This window comes from Pantoea sp. GM_Pan_3 (assembly GCF_026541045.1).
Taxonomy (GTDB): Bacteria; Pseudomonadota; Gammaproteobacteria; order Enterobacterales; family Enterobacteriaceae; genus Pantoea; species Pantoea anthophila.
Genome location: NZ_JALNVA010000006.1, coordinates 38526 through 57981, shown reverse-complemented (window position 1 = coordinate 57981; position 19456 = coordinate 38526). Strand labels below are relative to the sequence as shown.

The following is a 19456-nucleotide window of genomic DNA, read 5'->3' as shown; positions in this document are numbered from 1 at the left end:
AATCCCACACGTAATCAGACAGGTCCGGGAGTATAACCGATTCACTGTGAAGTTATTTCAGCTCGTCGTCAGAAATTTCCGGAACCGGCGGCAGGGGGAGCGAGAGACGAAAGGCCGCGCCGCCTTCGGTCCGATTCTCCGCCCAGATCTGGCCGCCGTGGCTCTCAATGATGGTTTTACAGATCGCCAACCCCAGCCCGACGCCCGGTACGGCAGACTCCTTATCACCGCGCGAAAACTTATCGAATATCCGGCTTAAGTCCCCTTCAGCGATGCCCGGCCCGCCATCCCAGACGGAGATCTCCAGCCGGTTTGCGGCACGCCACGCCCGGATGCCGCGCGGCGCACAGTTACCGGCATACTTCAGGCTGTTTTCAATCAGGTTAGTGAAGACCCGCTCCAGCAGTGTGCTGTCGCCTTTGATCAGCACGATATCGTCCGGCAGGTCGAGCTGCACCTCATGCCCTTTCAGCGACGGTGCCATGCTGCTCAGCGCCCCGCCAATCACCTCCTCCAGCGCCAGCCACTCTTCACGCAGATTGAGGCCGCCCGACTGAATGCGCGCCATATCCAGCATATTGCTGACCAGCCGGATGGTACTCAGCGTCTGCTCGCGGATCTGGCTGGCCTGCGGCACATATTTTGAGTTGTCGCTGGCCAGGTCGAGCATCAGCATTTCCGCCTGACCAAACAGCACGGTCAGCGGGGTGCGCAGATCGTGTGACAGGGCGGACAGCAGCGCATTGCGCAGCTGTTCCCGCTCCGCCGAGAGCCGCGATGCCGCCTCGCTGTGCGACAGTGCCATCCGCTCCAGCGCGTTAGCAATCAGCACCGTGAAGGTTTCCACCAGCCGCTGCTGTTCAGGGATCATCAGCTGACGCAGATTCTGCGGCTCCACCACCAGCAGGCCCCGGCAGTGCGCGCCGCTTTTCAGCGGCAGGATCTGATAAGGCACCGCCGGTAACGTATCGGTGCCCGCTCCCGCCGGCTGGCCTTTGCTGTAGCTCCACTTCGCGATAGCGCGGTCCGGTTCGCTGGCCGGTAACGCCTCACCGACCGGCTGCAGTTCGCCCTGCTCATCCGGCAGCAGCAGCAGGCAGCGCGCCTGCAGGGTGGCATCCAGCACCCGCTGGCTGGTCGCCGCGATATCCTGCGGCGTTAAGGCGCTGCCCAGCGATTTCGCCATCTCATAGAGCTGTCGCGCACGCTGTTCGCGGTAGCGTGCCACCCGCGCCTGATAGCGGACGCCCGCCGTGAGATTGCCGACGATGACCCCGACCGCCAGCATCACACCAAAGGTGACCAGATATTGCAGGTCGGAGACCGCCACCGTGCCGGTGGGGGCCACAAAGAAGAGGTCGAAGGCGACGATATTCATCACCGTGGCGATCACCGACGGCCAGCGCCCGTAGCGCAGCGCCACGATCACCACCGCCAGCAGGTAGATCATCACGCAGTTGGCGGGATCGAAGTTGATCAGCACCGACTGCCCGGCGGCGGTGACGGCGATGCAGAGCATCAGCGCCATCATCACGCCACGCAGCTGAATCCGCCATTTATCGCTGGTCGGGCGGCCATCCGGCAGCGGATGCGGCGCATCCTTCAGCGGTTCATCCAGCGCCACCACCAGCAGGTCGAGATCCGGTCCCAGCTGGCCGAGCCGCTCGGCAAAACTGTCACGCCGCCAGCGCCGCAGCGGACGACGGCCGGTGACGATTTTGCCCAGATTATGTTCACGCGCGTAGCCCAGCACCGCTTCGGCTTCATCCGGCTCGGAGAGGGTGGCGGTTTCCGCCCCCAGCTCCTGCGCCAGCTGCAGCGTGCGCAGAATCGCCCGCCGCCGTCCTTCCGGCAGCCGGTGAAGACGGGGCGTTTCAACATAGACCGCATGCCATTCACTGCCGAGCCGCGCCGCCAGCCGGGCGGCCGTGCGCACCAGCTTCTCACTGCCGCTGTCGTCGCCGATGCAGAGCAGAATGGCGTCGCGGGTGTGCCAGACGCGATCCCGCCCCTGCTGATCGCGCCAGGCGCGCATCTGGTCATCCACCCGATCGGCGGTGCGGCGCAGGGCCAGCTCACGCAGCGCGAACAGGTTACCTTTGCGGAAAAAGTTTTCGATAGCGCGCTCTGCCCGGTCACCGATGTAGACCTTGCCCTCTTTCAGCCGCTGACGCAGATCGTCGGGCGGCAGATCGACCAGCACCACCTCATCGGCGCTGTCGAAAAAGGGATCGGGCACGGTTTCGCGCACCTGAATGCCGGTGACACCCCCGACTACATCGTTGAGGCTCTCAAGATGCTGCACGTTGACGGTGGTCAGCACGTCGATGCCCGCTTCAAGCAGCTCTTCGATATCCTGCCAGCGCTTGGGATGGCGCGAGCCCTGCACGTTGGTGTGCGCCAGCTCATCCATCAGGATCACCGCCGGATGGCGAGCCAGTGCCGCATCGAGATCGAACTCCGCATGACGCGAGCGACCGGTCGCACGACGCGGCAACAGGGGTAATCCCGTCAGCAGCTGCGCGGTTTCCGGCCGTTCATGGGTCTCCACCACGCCGATCAGCACATCCAGACCCTGCGCGCGCAGCCGCTGCGCCTCCTGCAGCATGGCGTAGGTTTTGCCCACACCGGCACAGGCACCAAAGTAGATTTTCAGCTGCCCGCGATGGGTTTCGCGGTTAGCCTGCAGCAGCGCGTCGGGATCGGGACGCTGGGGTTCGTGATTCATAGCTTCCTTAATGGCATAACAGAAACACCCTTACAGATCGTTGAGCGCCATATTGAGCTGCAGCACATTGACCGTCGGCGAGCCGAGGAATGGCATCAGCGGACGGTGCGTCTGCTGGTCGATCAGCGCCTCGACCTGCGCTAACGGCAGCTTACGGCTGGCGGCGATGCGCGGCGCCTGCCATAACGCGGCGTCAGTTGAGATATCCGGGTCCAGCCCGCTGGCTGAGGTGGTGACCAGCTCAACCGGCACCGCGGCGGGCGCCTGCGGATTGGCGGCCCGCAGCGCCGCGACGCGCTCCGCGACGGCTTTGTCCAGCGCCGGGTTACTGGCTGCCAGATTGCTGCCCCCTGAGGCCAGCGGATTATCGGGTTTGTCGCTGGTGGCTGAAGGGCGGCCCCAGAAATAACCGGGCTGCGTGAAGTTCTGACCAATCAGCGCGGATCCGCGCACCACGCCATCCTCCTCCAGCAGCGATCCATTCGCCTGCGCCGGAAACAGCCACTGCGCCAGGCTGGTCGTGAGGAAAGGATAAACCACGCCGGTGACCAGGGTAAGCAGTAACAACAGTAAAATTGCCGGACGTAACTGACTCATTTTTTGCTCCTCAGGCCATGCCTGATAACACTAACAGCAGATCGATAGCTTTGATGCCGACAAACGGCACCAGCAGGCCGCCCAGCCCATAAATCAGCAGGTTGCGGCGCAGCAGCGCAGCGGCACTCAGTGGCCGGTAGCTGACGCCTTTCAGGGCCAGCGGGATCAGAAAGACAATCACCAGTGCGTTGAAGATCACCGCTGAGAGGATCGCGCTGGCGGGCGAGTGCAGCTGCATGACGTTGAGCATGTTGAGCTGCGGATAGGTCGCCGCAAACGCCGCCGGGATGATCGCAAAATATTTCGCCACGTCGTTGGCGATACTGAAGGTGGTCAGCGAACCGCGCGTCATCAGCATCTGTTTACCGATGTGCACCACTTCCAGCAGCTTGGTCGGGTTCGAGTCGAGGTCAACCATGTTGCCCGCCTCTTTCGCCGCCTGCGTACCGGAGTTCATCGCCACCGCCACATCGGCCTGTGCCAGCGCAGGCGCATCGTTGGTGCCGTCGCCGGTCATCGCGACCAGACGCCCTTCCGCCTGATACTGGCGGATCAGCGCCAGCTTCGCTTCCGGCGTCGCCTCAGAGAGAAAATCATCCACGCCCGCTTCCGCCGCAATCGCTGCCGCCGTCAGCGGGTTATCGCCGGTAATCATCACGGTTTTGATGCCCATCTTGCGCAGCTCGGCAAAGCGCTCTTTGATGCCGCCTTTTACGATATCCTTCAGCGCCACCACGCCCAGCACGTTTGCGCCCTCGGCGACGACCAGCGGGGTGCCCCCGGTGCGCGCCACCTCTTCGACCTGAGCATTCACCTCGGCCGGGAAACGGCCATGACTGGCTTCGATATGGCGACGCACCGCATCCACCGCCCCTTTACGGATCAGCCGGTCCTGCACGTTGACGCCGCTCATGCGGGTCTGCGCCGAGAAGGGAATAAAGGTAGCCCCCATGCTGCTGAGATCGCGTTCACGCAGGTTAAACTGCTGTTTAGCCAGCACCACGATGCTGCGGCCCTCCGGCGTCTCATCGGCCAGCGACGCCAGCTGCGCCGCGTCGGCCAGCTGCTCTTCGCTGACGCCCGGCGCGGGCAGGAACTGCGTCGCCTGACGGTTACCCAGGGTGATGGTGCCGGTTTTATCCAGCATCAGCACATCCACATCGCCTGCGGCCTCGACGGCACGGCCGCTGGTGGCGATGACGTTAGCGCCCAGCATCCGGCTCATCCCCGCTACCCCAATCGCTGACAGCAGGCCACCAATCGTGGTCGGGATCAGACAGACCAGCAGCGCCACCAGCACCGTAACGCTGACCGGCGTTCCGCCCCAGGCCGAGAAAGGCCAGAGCGTCACGGTCGCCAGCAGGAAGACGATAGTCAGCGAAACCAGCAGGATGGTCAGGGCAATCTCGTTTGGCGTTTTGCGACGCTTCGCACCTTCCACCATGGCGATCATCCGGTCGAGGAAGGTTTCACCCGGGTTGGCGCTGCAGGTGATCACCAGCCAGTCAGAGAGAATGCGGGTCCCGCCAGTCACGGAGGCAAAGTCCCCGCCCGACTCGCGGATCACCGGGGCGGACTCGCCGGTAATGGCGCTCTCATCCACCGAGGCCCCACCCTCCAGCACTTCACCGTCGCAGGGAATGATGTCGCCCGCTTCCACCAGCACCGCGTCGCCTTTGCGCAGCTGATCGGCGGCCACCTGCTGCCACTCTGCGCCATAGCGCGCCGCTGACAGTTTTTTGGCAAAGCTGGTCTTTTTCACCCCTTTCAGGCTGCTCGCCTGGGCCTTACTGCGCCCCTCTGCCAGCGCCTCCGCCAGATTGGCGAACAGCACGGTAAACCAGAGCCAGAGCGCAATCGCTCCGGTAAAACTGGCGCTGCCGTCGATCCGGCCCGCCAGCATCGCCAGCGCCAGCAGCGAGGTCAGGATGCTGCCGAGGTAGACCACAAACATCACCGGGTTACGGAACTGCACCCGGGGATCGAGCTTTTTCACCGCATCCCAGGCTGAGGTGCGCAGCAGCGCTGCGTCAAATAACGCCTGTTGTTGACGACTCATGAGGATTGTCCCTGAACAAGTTGCAGATGCTCAGCCACCGGGCCCAGCGCCAGAGCAGGAATAAAGGTCAGTGCGCCGACCAGCAGCACCGTACCGATCAGCAGTGCGATAAACAGCGGGCCGTGGGTAGGCAGCGTGCCATTGCCCACCGGCTGCACTTTTTTCGCCGCCATCGCACCGGCAATCGCCATCACCGGAATGATGATGCCGAATCGGCCCAGCAGCATGCAGACGGCCAGTAACAGGTTCCAGAACGGCGTGTTGGCGCTGAGTCCGGCAAAGGCACTGCCGTTGTTGTTGGCCGCGGATGAGACGGCGTAAAGCACTTCGCTGAAGCCGTGAATGCCCGGGTTTGCCATAGCGCTGCGTCCGGCGTCGGTCATCATCGCCAGAGCGGTGCCGATCAGCACCAGCGCCGGGGTGACCAGAATCGCCAGGGCGGTCATTTTCATCTCCCAGACATCGACTTTTTTACCCAGAAACTCCGGCGTGCGGCCAATCATCAGCCCGGCGATAAACACCGCCAGCAGCACGAACAGCAGCATGCCATAGAGGCCGGCTCCGACACCGCCGAACACCACTTCGCCCAGCTGCATCAGCCACATCGGCACCATCCCGCCCAGCGCGGTAAAGGAGTCGTGCATGGCATTGACCGCACCGCACGAGGCCGCCGTCGTGATCACGGCGAACAGGCTGCTGTTAAGAATGCCAAAGCGCGTCTCTTTGCCTTCCATATTGACGGCGCTGTCAGCCCCCAGCTGGAGGAAGTGCGGGTTGCCCTGCAGTTCGGCCCACATCACCACCGCCACCGCCGCCACAAACATCAGCGTCATCGCCCACAGCAGCATGTGGCCCTGACGACGGTCACGCACGCTTTCGCCAAACGCGAAGCAGAGCGCCGCCGGGATCAGGAAGATGCTCAGCATCTGCACGAAGTTGGTAAGCACATTCGGGTTTTCAAACGGATGGGCGGAGTTGGCGTTAAAGAAGCCGCCACCGTTGGTGCCCAGCATTTTGATCGCCTCCTGCGACGCCACCGGCCCCATCGACAGCGTCTGCTGCGCGCCTTCCAGCGTGGAGAGGCTGTGATAAGGCAGGACGTTCTGAATGCTGCCCTGACTGACAAAGAACAGCGCCATCAACAGGCTGATGGGCAGTAAGACGTAGAGCGTGATGCGCGTCAGGTCGCGCCAGGCGTTGCCCAGCGTGGCGATGCTGCGATTCGCGAAGCCACGGATCAGGGCAAACGCCACCGCAATGCCGGTCGCGGCAGAGAGGAAGTTCTGCACCGTCAGGCCCACCATCTGACTGAAATAGCTCAGGGTGCTCTCACCGCTGTAGGACTGCCAGTTGGTGTTGGTGACAAAGCTGATGGCGGTGTTGAGCGCCAGATGCCAGCTCAGGCCAGGCAGCTGCTGTGGATTGAGCGGCAGTGTCCCCTGCATCAGCAGAATCGCCAGCAGCACCACAAAACCCAGCGCATTAAACAGCAGAATCGCCAGCAGATAGTGCGGCCAGCGCATGTCAGATTGCTGTGCCCCCAGCAGTCGCCACAGCGGCGCTTCAAGGCGGGCAAACACCGGCTTATCCGCTACTAACGACGCCAGACCCCGGCCGAGCGGCTGCGCCAGCACCATCAGCAGCAGCAGATAAACGGCGATAAGTAAGAAAGCATTGGCCGCCATCAGAAGGCCTCCGCATTTAACAGGGCATAGATCAGATAGCCCAGTAACAACACCACCAGCAGAATGCCGGTTATTACGCCCACGCTCACAGGAACCTCCAGAGGTTTGGATTTAGGGCATAGCTTGCGCGGAGGCGTATAAAGAAGGGGTTAAAATGCAGCGGGCGGGCGTAAAAATAGTGTAAAAATGGCGAAATATCAGGCGACTTCCAGCGCCCAGATACGATTAAGATCGACATTACCCCACAGCGTGCTGTCCTCTGCGCCGACAATGCTGTCAGTGCAGAAACTGTCGCCAAGGTCGAGCTCCTCCGGTTTGACTTCACGCTGGGCGTGCAGCGACCAGAACACATGCACACAGGGACGCATCAGCGATTTTTCACCCGCTCTGACCACCAGTGCCACCCGGCCGGAGGCGAGACGCACCAGCGATCCCACCGGATAGATGCCGATGGTGCGCACAAAGGTGTGCAGCAGGCCGGGGTCAAAATGGCCGCGCCAGCTCAGCATCTGATGCATCGCCTCAGCAGGGGTCCAGCCGTTGCGATAGGCACGGGTTGAGGTCACAGCATCATAGACGTCACACACCGCCGCCATGCGGGCATAGAGCGAAATCGCCTCCCCTTTCAGGCCGTGCGGGTAGCCGCTGCCATCATATTTCTCATGATGATGCAGCGCGATATCCAGCAGATCGTCATCGGCGTCAGCTTCTATCAGCATCTGCGTGCCAACCACCGGATGCTCGCGCATCACTCTGAACTCCTCGTCAGTCAGCTTGCCGGCTTTGTTGAGGATCGCCAGCGGCACGGCCGCTTTACCGACATCATGCAGTAAACCGCCCATGCCCACCCGCCGCAGCTGCTGGTCGTTCAGCCCGAGTGTTTTACCCAGCGCAATCATCAGCCCGCAGACCGCCATGGAGTGCAGGTAGGTATAGTCATCATGATTCTTCAGCCGCGCCACGCTCAGCATGGCGGAAGGTTCACGCGTGATCGATCCGGCGATTTCATCCACCAGATTCATCATATAGTCGAGCTTCAGGCCGTTACCCAGCCGCGCTTCGTTGAACATCGCCAGGACTTTCGGTTTGCCCTGCTGGAAGATCTGCTGGGCCTGATCGAGTTCCTGAAAAAAGGGGGTGCGACCAATGGTTTTTTTCGCGACCACGGTGGCGATCGGGGCCTGCACTGAACGATCGAGATCGATCCAGAGCTGGCGGATCCCTTCACTGCGTAACAGGGCGATTTGTCGTGGATCGGCGATCAGCATCTCATTACGAATGCGCTGGTCTTTGATCCACCAGACTTCCAGCTTGTGGATAAACATCCCCGGGCGCAGTTCATCAATGGTAATCAGCTTTATCACGCTATCACTCCTTAAGCTCAGCGAGGGAGATAAGGTGATATCGGCAGCTGGACAAATTTTCTTCAGGCTGTTTTGTGCGGCGGCGGCGTTCAGGGGAGTGGTCAGAGGAGAGGTGATTGCGCTTACTTACGCAAGTACTAGGTTTTTTGCCTGGCCCGGCAGAATTATTTATATTTGCTCCGGGACGTTGACTTAACGGTGACATGGAAAGGGTCATAAACATGATGAAAACCGGCATATTACTGGCTGATACAGCGTTATTTTTTGGTGGGCTGGGCTGCTGCCTTCTGGTGCTGTCGCTTGTTCTGTTTTTGATCAAAAGACAGGATTATTATGGTCTTGTTTCCTCTTATCGGGAAAAATATACCTTGCCTGGCCCCTGCGCCTTTTATTACACGACTGGCTTTTTCGGCGTGTTTCCGCTTTTACGATTTTTTATAAAATTAAGCCAAAGAAAGAAAATACGATTTATTTCCCTTAACGACCCCGGTTATGCCTTTTTTGATGACAAAAAACATCAGATTTATGCCTGGATGAAACTTTATTCGCTGCTGTGGTTTGCCGCTACGGCATGTTATATCCTGTTCGCTGTTTTTGGTCTGCTTTTGCCTTAAAGCCCGTGCTGGCGTCAGCGTAACTCCCTGCGCAGCGCCTGCCGGGGAAGGCACAGCAGACAGAGGCTCCGAGAAGTGGTTAATCATTTTATAATGACAAATAAAATAATAGCGGAAATGGGACTTTTTTTTGCATTATCAGGCAGTGCAATGATATTGCTTTCTTTAATTATTTATCTCTTAAAAAGAGAAGAATATTATTATCTGATAGCACGGTATAAAGAAAAATATCTTTTTCCTGCTCCGGCCTCGTTTCATCATATGACGGGCTTTTTTGGTGCTGTTATAGTGATACGCTTTTTTATCAGGCTATCGCATAAAAAAAGAATCTTATTTATGCGTCATGATGATCCTGCCTGCTCTTTCTTCGATGAACCTGATGTAAACCTCCAGGCCTGGATGATCTTTTTCTATTACCTGTGGGTTACCGCGACGGCGTTTTTTGTTGCTGCCGGAATGTTGAGTCTGCTGCTGCCTTAATTCAGACAGGGCGCTGCACAAAAGCGCGAAAATCCTGTCTCTCTGCCGCAGTGCGCGCAGCAATAACGCCACGCTTTTCCGGCAAAGTGTGGCGGCGCCAGCAAGAGTGAAAAGAGGCGGTTGTCAAACCTGACTCTCCTTCATAAGCTGCAAATGATCTTATTTGTCCATTCTCAGAATAAATGAAAAATCCATTCCATCCGGTTAACCTCGGGAGTCCGCAATGAAAAAATGTGCATGGGCAATTCTCTGTCTGCTCGCTCTTTCCACGTCGGCGCTGGCAGAGAAAATTGGCGTGTCGATGGCCTATTTCGACCAGAACTTTCTCACCCTTATCCGCCAGGCGATCGACAAGGAGGCAAAAGCGCAAAAGCTGGATGCGCAGTTTGAAGATGCGCGCGGCGATGTGGGCCGTCAGACCGATCAGGTGCAGAGCTTTATCAGCGCCGGAGTGGATGCGATTATCGTCGATCCGGTCGACTCCGCCAGCACCCCTGCCCTGACCCGCCTGGCGCAGCAGGCTCGCATTCCGCTGGTTTACGTTAACCGCACGCCGGGCGATAAAACCCTGCCTCCGGGCGTGGTATTTGTCGGCTCAGATGAGCGCGAATCGGGCACGCTGCAGATGGAGGCGCTGGCAAAACAGGCCGGCTATCGTGGCCGGGTCGCCATTATGATCGGTAACCTCAGCGATGCGGGTGCGTTGCAGCGCACCCGGGATGTGGAGCAGGTGGTCGCAAAGTATCCCGGGATGAAAGTGGTGCTGAAACAGACCGCCAACTATGCGCGCAACGAGGGAATGGATTTAATGCTCAGCTGGCTGTCGAACGGCGAAGATATCGATATTGTCGCCGCCAACAACGATGAAATGGCGATTGGTGCCACCATGGCGATCGCGCAGGCGAAGCCGAAGAAAACCATTCTGGTGGGCGGTATTGATGCCACGCCGGATGGCCTGAAAGCGCTGGCGAGCGGCAAACTGGCGGTCACGGTTTTCCAGGATGCCGTGGGTCAGGGCAGAAAATCGGTTGAGGTGGCACAGCAGATGATTAAAGGCCAGAAGGTAGCGTCCCATCAGTGGATCCCGTTTGAGCTGGTCACGCAGCAGAATATGCAGCAATACAGCACGAAGAATCCGTGATGCAGACTGGCGCGGCCGCGTGGCCGCGCCGTTTATCACGCATCGTTCAGCAGCTTCGCCATCATCACGACATCGCGCAGCTGACCGTCACGCAGGGCGGCCTGGCGCTTCACCCCCTCCCGTTCAAAGCCCAGCCGCTGATAGAGCCGCAGCGCCCGTTCGTTGTCGTGAAATACCTCCAGCTCCATCCGGGTGATCCCCAGCCAGTTGCGGGCATAGTTCATCGCGGTGCGGATCAGGCGCTCACCGACGCCGCGCCCGGCAAAGTCAGGATGTACCCCCAGCCCAAAGCTGATGCAATGGCGGGTACGCGGTTTACTGTCAACGAACAGCGTCAGTTCACCGGCCAGCACGCCGTCGATTTCGGCGACAAACGCAACAAAACCCTCTGCATCCATCCTGGCGAATTTTTTCTCCCAGAGGGCGACGCTGGGAAACGGCAGTTGCAGTGTCCAGGGGTAAACATCGGGGTGGCTGTAAAGCCGCTGATAGGCGGCAGCATCCTGCGGTTCCCGTGCCCGTATGACAATTTCCATATTTTCTCCTGTTAGCCGGATGGGGTTCATGCACTAAGCTGTAGCTCTTTACCGGATGAAAAGAGCCTCGCTATGTTGTATCGCCGTTTTGAGCGTTTTATCAATATTTTTCATGACGCGCCGACCGATTCACCGCCCTCCACGGTCTGGCCCTTTTATCTCTACTATCTGCGCCAGGTCTGGCCCAGTTTTGCGGCGCTGCTGCTGGTAGGCCTGGTCTCCGCGCTGATCGAGGTGTCGCTGTTTGGCTATCTGAGCCGCCTCATTGATATGGTCAATCACGCCACGCCCGCCACGCTGTTCCGGGATAACTGGCCGCTGCTGCTCTGGATGGGGGCGGTGGCGCTGATTCTGCGGCCGATCTTTATCGGCCTGCACGACATGCTGGTGCACCAGAGTATCAGCCCGAGCATGACCAGTATGATCCGCTGGCAGCATCACAACTACGTGCTGCGTCAGAGTCTCAATTTCTTTCAGAATGATTTCGCCGGTCGTATCGCCCAGCGCATCATGCAGACCGGCAATTCACTGCGCGACTCGGCGGTGCAGCTGGTGGATGCCATCTGGCATGTCCTGATCTACGCCGTGACCTCGCTGATCCTGTTTGCCGATGCCGACTGGCGGCTGATGATCCCGCTGATCCTCTGGATGGTGGCCTACAGCGCCTCACTGCGTTTCTTTGTGCCGCGCGTCAAGGCGCGTTCGGTGGTCTCCTCAGAAGCACGCTCTAAGCTGATGGGCACCATCGTTGACGGCTATACCAATATCGCCACCATCAAGCTGTTCGCCCACAGCGATCTGGAACGTCAGTATGCGCGCGAGGCCATTCAGGAGCAGACCGATAAAACCCAGCACGCCAGCCGCATGGTCACCAGCATGGATCTGACGCTGTCAGCGCTGAACGGCCTGCTGATTGTCTCCACCTCCGGGCTGGCGCTCTGGCTATGGAGCCAGTCGCTGATCAGCGTCGGGGCGATTGCCCTGGCGACCGGTCTGGTGATCCGCCTGGTGAACATGTCCGGCTGGATCATGTGGGTCGTCAACGGCATCTTTGAAAATATCGGCATGGTGCAGGATGGCCTGAACACCATCGCCCAGCCGCTGAGCGTGCAGGATGCGCCGCAGGCGAAGCAGCTGAAGGTGACGCGCGGCCAGATTCGCTATGAAGATGTGCGCTTCGACTATGGTGGCGGTCGTCAGGTCATCAACCACCTTAACCTCACCATTCAGCCCGGCGAGAAGATTGGTCTGATTGGTCCCTCGGGGGCCGGCAAGTCGACGCTGGTCAACCTGCTGCTGCGGCTCTATGACCTGAACGGTGGCCGGATTGTGATCGACGATCAGGATATCGCCAGCGTGACGCAGGAGAGCCTGCGCAGCCAGATTGGCATGATCACCCAGGACACCTCGCTGCTGCACCGCTCAATCCGCGAAAACCTGCTTTATGGCCGTCCAGACGCCAGTGAAGAGGCGCTCCAGCTTGCGATCCGCCGCGCCCGCGCCGACGAGTTTATTCCCCTGCTCTCCGACCCGCAGGGCCGCACCGGCCTGGACGCCCACGTGGGCGAACGCGGGGTGAAGCTGTCGGGCGGACAGCGTCAGCGTGTGGCGATCGCCCGCGTGCTGCTGAAAGATGCCCCGATTCTGATCATGGATGAGGCTACCTCGGCGCTCGACTCAGAAGTGGAAGCCGCGATTCAGGAGAGTCTGGAGTCGCTGATGCAGGGTAAAACCGTCATCGCCATCGCGCACCGCCTGTCGACCATCGCGAAGATGGACCGGCTGGTGGTGCTGGATAAGGGCGGCATCGCCGAGATGGGCAGCCATCAGGAACTGCTGGCGCAAAACGGCCTCTATGCCCGGCTGTGGCAGCATCAGACCGGGGGGTTTGTCGGCGTCGATTAATCGCCGCGCCGATAGGGTAAGGCGTCGCGCGCTTCTTCCGCCCAGCCGCGCACGCCTTCCCGCTCCTGCTGCAGAAAATCGGCGACGGCATCGCGCAGGCCGGGATGCAGCAGATAGTGCCAGGAGTGGGTGATCTGCGGCTCAAAGCCGCGCACCAGCTTGTGCTCACCCTGCGCACCCGCATCAAACCGCGCCAGCCCTTCATCCAGAGCCAGATCCATTCCCTGATAGAAACAGGTTTCGAAGTGCAGCCGGTCAAACTCTGCCAGACAGCCCCAGTAGCGGCCATAAAGCGTATTGCTGTCACGCAGATAAAAGGCCATCGCCGCCGGTTGCTGCTGTAAGCGGGCGATCACCACCACAATATTCTGCGGCATCCGCTCCGCCAGCAGGCTGAAGAAATCCCGCGTCAGGTAGGGGCGCTGGCCGCGCACCGCATAGGTGTTGGCGTAACAGGTATAGACAAAATCCCACTGATCTTCCCGCAGCTGATGGCCCGGATAGCGGTCAAATTCGAAGCCGCTCTGCGCCACCTGTTCACGCTCTTTGCGTAGCTGTTTGCGCTTGCGCGACATCAGCGTATCGAGGAAATCCTGAAAATCACGGTAGCCCCGGTTGTGCCAGTGATACTGACAGCCGAGCCGCGACAGCCAGTCGGGCTGCTCAGCCAGCAGGGTACTGGCCTGCGCGTCGGTAAAGTTGATGTGCGCGCCGCTTAAGCCCTGCTGCAACAGGTGCTCAGGCAGGGCCGCCAGCAGGTGTGCGGCGGCAGAGGGATCACCCAGCAGACGGGCACCGCTGACGGGGCTGAAGGGAATCGCCCCCAGCCATTTCGGGTAGTAGCGAATCCCGGCGCGCTGGCTGGCATCCGCCCAGGCGTGATCAAAGACATACTCGCCCTGGGAATGGCGTTTGCGGTAGCCCGGCAGCGCGGCGCGGGTCACGCCATTTTCCTGCCACAGCAGATGATCAGGCTGCCAGCCCGATGCAGGCCGCACGCTGCCGCTCTCTTCTAACGTGAGCAGAAAGGCGTGGCGCAGAAACGGCTGGTCATCCGGCAACAGGGCATCCCACTCAGCGGCGGGAATCGCCGTCAGCGAGTTCAGGTGAATCAGCGACATGAATTACTCCAGACAACGGCGGGCAGAGATGCAGTCAAGCAGGTTTTGCGCGTCAGCGAAAGGGCTAAGGCACGCAAAGTGAAGGCTGCATCCGCTGAGCACAGCCCCTATACTGCGACTTTATCCCACAGGACATCGCCATGGATCGACTCGATTGTGACCGGATGTTTGTCACGGTGCTGGAAACCGGCAGCTTTTCTGCGGCGGCGTTACGTCTCGGCACCAGCAGCAGTCAGGCGTCAAAGCTGGTATCGAAGCTGGAGCAGCAGCTCGGTGTGCAGCTGTTTAAGCGCAGCACCCGCGCCCTGTCGCCGACCGATGTCGGGCGCGCCTATTACGAACGGGTCAAACACCTGCTCGACGCGTTTGAGACGCTGGATGCCAGCGTGCGCGAAAGCGCCATGACGCCGACCGGCCGGCTGAAAATCAGCGCGCCCGGCTCCTTTGGCACGGCGGTGCTCTCTCAGGTGCTGGTTGCCTTTGCCCGCCGCTATCCGCTGATTGAGCTGGACGTCAGCTTTTCAGATCGGGCCGTGAACATTGTCGATGAAGGATTTGATATGGCGATCCGCATCGGCAACCTGAGCGACAGCAGCCTGGTGGCGCGCAGGCTGGGCGAGGTTCATGTGCGCTTCGCCGCCTCACCGGCCTATCTTGAACAGTTCGGCACCCCGCAGCACTGGCAGGAGATCGCTCAGCATCAGTGCATTATCGACACCAATTTTCGCGACCCCCGGCACTGGCCGTTTGCCGGTTCCGACGGTGAGGTCGTGACCGTGCCTGTGCAGGGCCGTCTGCGCTTCGCCAACACCGAAGCCTGTCTGCAGGCGGCTATCGCGGGCCTGGGCATCGCGCGCCTGCCCGGATTTATCGCGGCCCCTGCGCTGCAACGCGGTGATATCGTTCGGCTGCTGGAGAACTTCGAGACGCCGCCACTGGGTCTGTTTGCGGTTTATCCGCCCGCCCGCCATCTGCCCCACCGGGCGCGCCTGCTTATCGACTTCCTGGTCACCCATTTCATTCATTTTCCACCCGTCTGATTTCTTCCAATATGGAAGAAATGATTGTCTTCAGGGCCGGATTATCAGCCTTTTAGTCATCAGTTATGCTGCTTCTCATCTCAACAGAGGAGTCGCACAATGTTAGTAGAAGGTAAGTGGAGTAGTGACTGGCATCCGGTGCAGGCTACCGACAAACAGGGCGGTTTCGTCCGCCAGACATCCGGTTTCCGCGACTTCATCAGCAGCGATGGCTCAACACCATTCCCGGCAGAGCCCGACCGCTACCATCTCTATGTGGCGCTGATCTGCCCGTGGGCATCACGTGCGCTGATCGCCCGCAGGCTCAAAGGGCTGGAGTCGCTCGTCGGCGTCACGGTGGTGGAGCCGCAGCTCGGTGCTCAGGGCTGGCGCTTCGGTGATTTTCCTGGCGCGCAGCAGGACCCGCTGAACAACGCACAGTACCTGCATGAGATCTATACCCGCGTGGCACCCGATTACACGGGCCGGGCCACCGTGCCGGTGCTGTGGGACAAGAAAACCGGCACCATTGTCAGCAACGAGTCGGCAGACATCGTGCGCATGTTCAACAGCGGCTTTGGCGATCTGGCCGATAACCGCATCGACCTCTATCCCGCCGCGCTGCGCGCTGAGATTGATGCGCTCAATGAGAGCCTCTATCCGCGCCTGAATAACGGGGTTTACCGCGCCGGATTTGCCACTACCGCCATCAGCTATCAGCAGGCGTTTAACGACGTCTTCAGCCAGCTGGATGAGCTGGAGGCGCTATTGAGCGATGGCCGCACGTTTCTGCTGGGGGAACGGCTGACCGAAACCGACATTCGCCTGTTTGTGACCCTGATCCGCTTTGACGTGGCCTATCACGGCCTGTTCAAATGCAACCTGCGCCGCTTACGCGACTATACGCTGCTCAACCGCTATCTTAAGAGCATGCTGTCGGTCTCCGGCGTGCGTGAGACGGTCAACATCGATCACATCAAACAGGGTTACTACTCGATCAAGGCGCTCAACCCGAACGGCATCGTGCCGGCGGGCCCGGATATGAGCGAATACGGTTTTTAAAGGAGCAATGATGGCAAAGGCACTGGTGATTTTTCTGCATGGCGTGGGGAGTAACGGCGATGACCTGGCCCCGCTGGGCCACCACTGGGCGACGCTGTTGCCGGATGTGATTTTTGCCGCGCCCAATGCGCCTGAACGTTTTGCCGCGGGGTTTGGCTGGCAGTGGTTCAGCCTGACCGACGTGACGCCAGAAAATCGGCCAGGCCGGGTGCGGGCAGCACGCGCCGCGTTTGACGCAACCCTGAACGCTATCGTTGCGCAGCATGGCTTCGCCGACCGCTGGCAGGATGTGGTGCTGGTCGGCTTTTCACAGGGGTCGATTATGGCGCTGGATGCGCTCGCCTCGGGCCGTTATCCGCTGGCAGGCGTGGTCGCCTTTTCCGGTCGTCTGGCCGTTGAGGGGCAATTAACCCCGCAGGCTCATGTGCCCGCGCTGCTGATCCACGGCCAGGCCGATGAGGTGATCCCGTGGCAGGAGAGCGAATCGGCCACGACACGACTCAGAGCCGCCGGGGTGCCGGTTGACGCGCGCTTCGAACCGGCCACCGGCCACACCATTTCAGGTCCGGGCGCGATGCACGCCGCCGCCTTTATCGGACAGTGCCTGCAGGATTAACGCCGGTAGCGGTCTAACGCCTGCCAGGCCTGCGCCGCCGCCACCTCAGGCGGCAGGCGTTTCAGTCTGTCGTTGAAGACTTCAATACCAAGCGGCCCCTGATAGCCTGCGCTTTCGAGCTTATCGACAAAGCGATCCACGTCGATAATACCGTCGCCAGGCAGCAGGCGCTGATGCTTCGCCATCGCCATCAGGCTCTGTTTGTCCTGAGCCGGAACGGCGGCCATATCACACAGCTGCACCTCATAAATGCGGTCGGCCGGAATGCCATCCAGATGGGCGGCGTCGCCCCCGCGCGCGCAGATATGGAACAGGTCAACCACCAGACCGATATTCGGCTGGTCGAGCCGCTGCAACCGCTGCCACGCCAGCGGCAGCGTGTTATCCACACTGCACCAGGCCATCGGCTCGTACATAATGCGCATGTTGTAGCGCGCGGCTTCCGAGGCCATCCAGCGCAGGTCATCATCGATCAGTTCGGCACAGCAATCTTCCCGGGTGCTGGCCGGAGCCTGAAGGGTATCGCAGCCCAGCGCCTGGGCGATCTGAATAAACTGACGCAGCTCTTCGCGCTTCTGCGCGCGCAATGCCATGGGTGCGCCGGTGAAATCGCGCAGCACCTGGAGGTTGGTAAAGCCGGGTCCCTGCCGCGCCGCGATCTCAGCCAGCGCCGCCGCACCGCCCTCGCACGCCTCAACATCCTCGCGCCAGATCTCCACCTGATCGAAACCGGCGTCACGCGCCGCCTGGAGTTTCTGGCCGGGTTCACCGTTTAACAACACCAGGTTAAGGAAGGTGGGGTTGGTTCGCATTGCTCGGCTCCTTAATCGTCCGGAATAATCGGTGATGTTCAGGTCATGCCCCCGGTGAGAGACGGGCGTGACCTGAACCCCTCTGTTTCTCTGGCGCACAGGGGCCGGTTAACCGGCTCAGCCCAGCAGCGTCACCAGCGCAAAACCGGCAAACGCCATCAGCAGTGAACCGATCACATGCACCAGCGCGCTGGCCATCGCCCAGAGATACTTACCTGATTGTAGCAACACCATTAATTCTGCCGTGAAGGAGGAGAAGGTGGTCAGCCCGCCGCACAGGCCGGTGACGATCAGCAGTTTCCAGATCGGGTCGATGTCGGGGTGGCGAACAAACCAGGCCATCGCACCGCCAATCACCAGCCCGCCGATGAGATTCACCAGCAGCGTGCCGGGTGGCAGATTGGGAAAGAGCGCATTAAAGCGCATCGCGAACAGCCAGCGCAGCACACAGCCGGCCGAGCCGCCGATCATCACCGCCAGTAACGGTTTCAACATAACTTGCTCCTGATTGCAGATTAACGCCGGGCTGAGAGGAGAGGCAGAGATAAACTGCGCCTGACGCCTCAGCTCCCGCGAAAGGATTGAGTGTCAGGCGTCATCAGCCGGTGTTAAGCCCACCGGCGGTTGGGAAAGGTGGCACGCCATCACCTTGAGCCGGTGATAATACGACGCCCGTTTCAGGCTGGCAACCTTGCGCCGGGAAACCGGCCCGGCTGGCGTAAATGCTTGACGCCCACGCTGCGGGCGGGGTAATGCTGAGGGATGAGAGTCGGTGACGGAGAGGCGATGCGAACCCTGATTTTTGATACTGATATCGGCGTGGATGATGCTTTTGCGCTGGCCTATGCGGCGCGTACCCAGCATCTGCTGGGCATTACCACCGTTTTCGGCAACGTGGCGGTGGGTCAGGCGGTGAAAAATGCCCGGCTGTTCTGCCAGAAGATGGCGATCGACGCAGAGGTTTATCGCGGCTGCGCGCGGCCGCTGGCCCAGGCCCCGTCGGCCCCCGCCACCCTGCACGGTCAGGACGGGCTGGGTGATGCGTTTGAAAACAGCTGTAGCGATCAGGCCCCCGGCGCAGTGCAGTTTATTATCGACAGCGTGCGGGCACAGCCGCATCAGATCACCCTGGTGGCGATCGGTCCGCTGACCAACATCGCCTCGGCCATTAATCAGGCACCCGACATCATTCCGCTGGTGAAAGAGCTGGTGATCATGGGCGGTGCGTTCGGCAGCGGGGGACACAGTGGCAACGTGACGCCCTTCAGCGAATTTAATATCTGGAAAGATCCGCATGCTGCCGATCAGGTGCTCACCTCGGCACTGAACGTGGTGGTGATCCCGCTGGATGTTACCCACAAGGTCCTGATCACCGGCGAAGAGGTTCAGCGGCTGAATCAGCCGGTGCTGAGCGCCATCTGTCGCCCTTACCTGGCTTACAGTCTGGCGAAAGAGGGATTTAACGGCATGGCGCTGCACGACACCCTGGCGGTGGCATGGCTGAGTCTGCCAGAGGCGTTTACCCTGGCCGAAAGCCCGCTGCGGGTGATCACCGAAGGGATCGCCTGCGGTCAGACGGTGCGCAGGCTGAGCGCACTGGCCTCCCGGCAGGACCCGTTTGCCGGTCTGCCAGCCCAGCGCATCGCGCTCGGCGTGGATGCTGACGCGGTGCGGGCGCACTTCTTTAACACCCTCACCGCGCCCTGACGCGCTGGCT

The 19456-nt window shown here is 60.4% G+C and carries 18 protein-coding genes and 1 riboswitch; of the genes, 8 read left to right on the top strand and 10 right to left on the bottom strand.

The genetic code is table 11. The annotated features are described in order from the left end of the window. Nucleotides 1–52: 52 nt before the first annotated feature. The 6 genes from kdpD to OXR04_RS16805 form a co-directional block, all read right to left on the bottom strand. Nucleotides 53–2728: a two-component system sensor histidine kinase KdpD gene (kdpD, locus tag OXR04_RS16830; RefSeq protein ID WP_267372130.1), complete on the bottom strand. Its 2676-nt coding sequence runs from the start codon at nt 2726–2728 to the stop codon at nt 53–55. A gap of 30 nt (nt 2729–2758) precedes the next feature. After that, nucleotides 2759–3325 carry a potassium-transporting ATPase subunit KdpC gene (kdpC, locus tag OXR04_RS16825; protein WP_046100786.1) on the bottom strand — a complete coding sequence of 189 codons (567 nt, stop codon included), beginning with the start codon at nt 3323–3325 and terminating at the stop codon, nt 2759–2761. A gap of 10 nt (nt 3326–3335) precedes the next feature. Further along, nucleotides 3336–5384, bottom strand: a complete 2049-nt coding sequence (gene kdpB, locus OXR04_RS16820; RefSeq protein ID WP_058956927.1) for a potassium-transporting ATPase subunit KdpB — start codon at nt 5382–5384, stop codon at nt 3336–3338. Continuing rightward, complete coding sequence (kdpA, locus tag OXR04_RS16815; protein ID WP_267372126.1) at nt 5381–7069, bottom strand: potassium-transporting ATPase subunit KdpA; 1689 nt, start codon at nt 7067–7069, stop codon at nt 5381–5383. Before kdpA ends, kdpB begins: the two co-directional genes overlap by 4 nt. Then, a complete protein-coding gene (gene kdpF, locus OXR04_RS16810) occupies nt 7069–7158 on the bottom strand; it encodes a K(+)-transporting ATPase subunit F (protein WP_009087918.1) in 90 nt (29 codons plus the stop codon). The genes kdpA and kdpF overlap by 1 nt, the downstream gene beginning before the upstream one ends. Before the next feature lie 108 nt (nt 7159–7266). Continuing rightward, nucleotides 7267–8433 carry an HD-GYP domain-containing protein gene (locus OXR04_RS16805; RefSeq protein ID WP_009087920.1) on the bottom strand — a complete coding sequence of 389 codons (1167 nt, stop codon included), beginning with the start codon at nt 8431–8433 and terminating at the stop codon, nt 7267–7269. Nucleotides 8434–8654: 221 nt separating this feature from the next. On the opposite strand from OXR04_RS16805, the gene OXR04_RS16800 reads away from it, so the two are divergent. From OXR04_RS16800 to OXR04_RS16790, 3 genes are all read left to right on the top strand, one after another. Next, nucleotides 8655–9047, top strand: a complete 393-nt coding sequence (locus OXR04_RS16800; protein WP_267372125.1) for a hypothetical protein — start codon at nt 8655–8657, stop codon at nt 9045–9047. A gap of 93 nt (nt 9048–9140) precedes the next feature. Further along, a complete protein-coding gene (locus OXR04_RS16795) occupies nt 9141–9527 on the top strand; it encodes a hypothetical protein (protein WP_237712298.1) in 387 nt (128 codons plus the stop codon). Nucleotides 9528–9750: 223 nt separating this feature from the next. Continuing rightward, the gene (locus OXR04_RS16790; RefSeq protein WP_267372123.1) at nt 9751–10668 is read left to right on the top strand and encodes a sugar ABC transporter substrate-binding protein; all 918 of its coding nucleotides are present in this window, start codon (nt 9751–9753) and stop codon (nt 10666–10668) included. 35 nt (nt 10669–10703) lie between these two features. Here the strand turns inward: OXR04_RS16790 and OXR04_RS16785 are convergent, their stop codons facing one another. Beyond that, complete coding sequence (locus tag OXR04_RS16785; protein WP_046100790.1) at nt 10704–11204, bottom strand: GNAT family N-acetyltransferase; 501 nt, start codon at nt 11202–11204, stop codon at nt 10704–10706. 72 nt (nt 11205–11276) lie between these two features. On the opposite strand from OXR04_RS16785, the gene OXR04_RS16780 reads away from it, so the two are divergent. Beyond that, nucleotides 11277–13109: an ABC transporter ATP-binding protein gene (locus OXR04_RS16780; RefSeq protein WP_009087928.1), complete on the top strand. Its 1833-nt coding sequence runs from the start codon at nt 11277–11279 to the stop codon at nt 13107–13109. Here the strand turns inward: OXR04_RS16780 and OXR04_RS16775 are convergent. After that, nucleotides 13106–14230: a GNAT family N-acetyltransferase gene (locus OXR04_RS16775; protein ID WP_267372121.1), complete on the bottom strand. Its 1125-nt coding sequence runs from the start codon at nt 14228–14230 to the stop codon at nt 13106–13108. The two genes, OXR04_RS16780 and OXR04_RS16775, sit on opposite strands and share 4 nt — an antisense overlap. Nucleotides 14231–14370: 140 nt before the next feature. On the opposite strand from OXR04_RS16775, the gene OXR04_RS16770 reads away from it, so the two are divergent. The 3 genes from OXR04_RS16770 (at nt 14371) to OXR04_RS16760 (ending at nt 16927) form a co-directional block, all read left to right on the top strand. Continuing rightward, a complete protein-coding gene (locus OXR04_RS16770) occupies nt 14371–15270 on the top strand; it encodes a LysR family transcriptional regulator (protein WP_009087932.1) in 900 nt (299 codons plus the stop codon). 99 nt (nt 15271–15369) lie between these two features. Next, complete coding sequence (locus tag OXR04_RS16765) at nt 15370–16311, top strand: glutathione S-transferase family protein (RefSeq protein ID WP_046100793.1); 942 nt, start codon at nt 15370–15372, stop codon at nt 16309–16311. 10 nt (nt 16312–16321) lie between these two features. Next, nucleotides 16322–16927, top strand: coding sequence for a prolyl oligopeptidase family serine peptidase (locus tag OXR04_RS16760; protein ID WP_267372352.1), 606 nt, complete (start codon nt 16322–16324; stop codon nt 16925–16927). Here OXR04_RS16760 and OXR04_RS16755 read toward each other — a convergent pair. Then, nucleotides 16924–17739, bottom strand: coding sequence for a sugar phosphate isomerase/epimerase family protein (locus OXR04_RS16755; RefSeq protein ID WP_140925603.1), 816 nt, complete (start codon nt 17737–17739; stop codon nt 16924–16926). The genes OXR04_RS16760 and OXR04_RS16755 overlap by 4 nt on opposite strands. Nucleotides 17740–17856: 117 nt before the next feature. Then, nucleotides 17857–18234, bottom strand: coding sequence for a fluoride efflux transporter CrcB (crcB, locus tag OXR04_RS16750; RefSeq protein WP_009087940.1), 378 nt, complete (start codon nt 18232–18234; stop codon nt 17857–17859). 87 nt (nt 18235–18321) lie between these two features. Continuing rightward, a riboswitch (Fluoride riboswitch) is annotated at nt 18322–18397 on the bottom strand. Nucleotides 18398–18525: 128 nt separating this feature from the next. Between crcB and OXR04_RS16745 the strand changes: the two genes are divergently transcribed. Further along, nucleotides 18526–19446, top strand: a complete 921-nt coding sequence (locus OXR04_RS16745) for a nucleoside hydrolase (protein WP_140925602.1) — start codon at nt 18526–18528, stop codon at nt 19444–19446. Nucleotides 19447–19456 lie beyond the last annotated feature (10 nt).